Below are 3,348 nucleotides of genomic sequence, written 5' to 3' on the forward strand. Positions count from 1 at the left end.
CCCTAGCCCCTCTTTTCCCCATCTCCCCCATCTTTCTTCAAGAAACTCCACCACTGCGAAAAACTCTACCAATTACCTCTTCAATTGGTGGATCTGTTACAGTTAAATCTATCACCTCTAAATCAGCTAAAATATTTGCCACAGTAGCCGTCAACGCCTCCCGCCGTAACAGAAAACGCACTGACTGACCCTCCACAGATTCCACTTCTCCGTAAACAGAAGCCTGCTCTTTTGACAGTGGACTAGCTAACTCCACTTTCACCTCCCGATAAGGTGCAAATCTATCAAGTAATCCATCCAAACTGCCATCATAAACTAACATCCCTTCATGGATTAACAAAACCCTTTTGCATAAAGCAGTAATATCAGCCATATAGTGGCTTGTCAATAGCACTGTTGCTTGGTAGCGTTGATTGTAATCCCTTAAAAATTCCCGGACACTAAACTGAGCATTTACATCCAAACCTAAAGTCGGCTCATCTAAAAATAATACCTGCGGCCGATGCAGTAACGCTGCCATTAATTCAGCTTTCATCCGTTCACCCAGAGACAGCTTTCGCACTGGCTGATTTAACTTTCCTTCCAGGGATAGCATCTCCGTTAGTTCCCCCACCCGCAGGCGATATTCTTTATCGGAGATACCGTAGACAGCGCCATTGATTTTTAGGGAGTCTAGGACGGGCAAATCCCAGATTAACTGTTGTTTTTGCCCCATTACTAAAGTGATTTGTTGCAAAAAATCAGCTTCGCGGCGGAAGGGAATGCGATCGCACACTCTTACCACTCCAGTAGAAGGATAAATTAATCCCGTCAGCATTTTCAAAGTAGTGGTTTTCCCCGCGCCGTTAGCCCCTAGAAAGCCCACTACCTCGCCAGCTTCTATTTGAAATGAAACGCTCTGAACTGCTTTGACAGTGCGATAGGTGCGGCGCAGAAAGTGCCGCACTGTGCCTTTAAGTCCGGGTTCTTTAATTGCTACCGGATAAAGTTTACTCAATTCTTCAGCTACTATAATCGGCATCAGCTTTACTTTTACTCCCCTGCCTGTAAGATTATACCAAGTTTAAAAATTTCTGCTACAACTCTTATGTTAGTTTTCTTTCCTTCACTCACCCTGTGGTCTATCTTTCTTTAACTATGGCAAGATGGATATGATAGCAAATATTAGGTAGCAGAAAATTATGGTACTGACACCAGACCCTACGGATAGCTTGCGTCTGATTGGAGATAATACTTCTGAAAATATTACTCTGTTGCCTGGAGAATTGGCTAATTTCCCAGAAGGAGTTTGGGCCCTTGGCGGCAAGGATACTGTTACAGGTTCCTCCGATGCAGAATTAATCTTTGGTAATAATGATAGTGATAGTATTCTGGGCGGTTCTGGTAATGATTCTCTTTTTGGCGGTAAGGGAAATGACGATATTTTGGGAGAAATTGGCGATGATATTCTCACGGGTGAAAAAAATAGAGATTTTCTAGATGGAGGTAGGGGTAATGATTTGTTGCGCGGCGGGGTTGGTGTTGATTTATTAGTTGGAGGTGAAGGTAATGATACGCTAATTGGTGACAAAGATGTTGATATCTATAAGGGAGATTTGGGGAGCGATGTCTTTGTATTTAGAGCCGATCAAGCGGGAGTAAGAGCAGTAGGAATTGAATTACCCGATGCGGTGATTGTTGACTTCAATAAGTCTGAGGATTTGATTGGACTGACGGGCGGAGTTACAGGTGGTATTCTCTCCTTCCAAGAGGTGAGCTTGAGCTTCAGCGACCCCAGGATTTTACTTTTAGATCCGGGAATTATAGAGGATGGAACTAGCTTTTTAGCTAAGGGGGGAATCTCCCAGTCCGACCTCGATCCTGATGGCAATGGGCGCGTTGAAGTGACCTATATTAGCTTTGGTTTCACGAATGCTCTTTTAGGTGCAGTTTTGAATGTAAAGCCAGAAGATTTAAGCGGCCGTTTTGTTACGGTTGATTCATTATTGTAAACCTTGGATCTACCCAGATTTTGGGCCGACGATCGGCGTAGATCGGCGTTGCTCTAGTGTTAAAATTTGCAAATGAATCTTCCTATCATTTGATTAACCATGCTCTCGGCGGTCTGGTACGGAGAAAGCCAGACCCAAGGGCGGCGCTGTAGTATTTGCCTTTGTGGGGGCGATCGCTCTCGATTTTCTAAATATCTAACTTTAGATAATGCCTCCTCGCTGGCACTTTTAGGTAATAATGTGAAAAAAAGCAGGTGCGATCGCAGCCCCAAAAATCACTGTTGCACTCGACACACCCTCTAACTCAGTCAATGCACTTTTTATGGATAAATTTGGCTGGACACAAAACAGGAAGGCGCACGGAGATTAAAGGGCTAAAGGAGAATATTTATGCTACCAGAACAATTACAGCGAATCATCGGTTATTTTGTTGAAGAAGCCACAGAACACATTCATACTATTGAAATAGGATTCCTACATCTACAAAGTACCGTAGAAAATCCCGAAAGTATGCACCAGCTAATCCGCTGTGCTCATTCAATTAAAGGCGGAGCAGCGATGCTAGGATTTAGCAGCATTCAACGAATTGCCCACCGCTTGGAGGATTATTTCAAAACTCTCCGCGAGTGTCCCTTAAGAGTTGACAGCACACTAGAATCACTTTTGTTACAGATAGTTCATACTCTAGCAGCGCTAATGGAGCAGGTTTCTAGAGTTTTTGGTCTCAACCAAGAAGTAGGAAACCAAACGATCGGGAGATTGGAGCCTGTTTTTGAAGAACTTAACGCTCACCTGAGATTACTGATTCCTACTCGCGTAACAATTAGAGCTACGACTGACGATCAAGTTTACGTTTTATCCGGTTATTGTATGTCGTTAGCAAGGTTTTCTGTGGCGATCGCGGAGAGCTTTCATGTTCTCGGAGGTGTCATCAGCCGCCAAGAACACGATCCCCTCAATCAGCGGCTGGCTATGGATGTGCAGCTACAACCAGGTATTCGCCAAGAGACTATTCGCTCAGCCATTGAATTCGCAGGGGGCATTATTGGCACAGTGCAGACACAGCGAGGCTTTTCCCTGTTTTCCGGCCCACAGTATACTATTCGGCAAGCGCCCCTGGAACGCCCCCAAACCTGCATAGGATGCCACTACTATTACGGTAGGAGCGATGGCGGCTATTTGCTCAACTGTACGGTACATCCGCACGGCCCAGAAGAAGAAAACTGCCGCGATCGCGAAACTGATTAAGTAATTCGGTTAACAGTTAACAGTTAACCGTTAACTGTTATATCATGTCGGGCAAATTACTTACGATCTGTCATTGCGAGCGAAGCGAAGCAATCGCAGAGACTAGGCG

General features: G+C 44.7%; 3 protein-coding genes. 2 read left to right on the forward strand and 1 reads right to left on the reverse strand.

The features are described 5' to 3' along the window. Positions 1 to 37 precede the first annotated feature (37 nt). Positions 38 to 1,021, reverse strand: a complete 984-nt coding sequence (locus tag PN499_RS19435) for an ABC transporter ATP-binding protein (protein WP_272033750.1) — start codon at positions 1,019 to 1,021, stop codon at positions 38 to 40. A 160-nt stretch (positions 1,022 to 1,181) separates the two neighbouring features. Here PN499_RS19435 and PN499_RS19440 point away from each other — a divergent pair, with 160 nt between their 5' ends. Continuing rightward, positions 1,182 to 1,991, forward strand: coding sequence for a calcium-binding protein (locus PN499_RS19440; protein ID WP_272033751.1), 810 nt, complete (start codon positions 1,182 to 1,184; stop codon positions 1,989 to 1,991). A gap of 390 nt (positions 1,992 to 2,381) precedes the next feature. Further along, positions 2,382 to 3,239, forward strand: coding sequence for an Hpt domain-containing protein (locus PN499_RS19445; RefSeq protein WP_272033752.1), 858 nt, complete (start codon positions 2,382 to 2,384; stop codon positions 3,237 to 3,239). The last annotated feature ends 109 nt before the right edge of the window (positions 3,240 to 3,348 follow it).

This window comes from Kamptonema animale CS-326 (assembly GCF_028330895.1).
Taxonomy (GTDB): domain Bacteria; phylum Cyanobacteriota; class Cyanobacteriia; order Cyanobacteriales; family Microcoleaceae; genus Kamptonema; species Kamptonema formosum.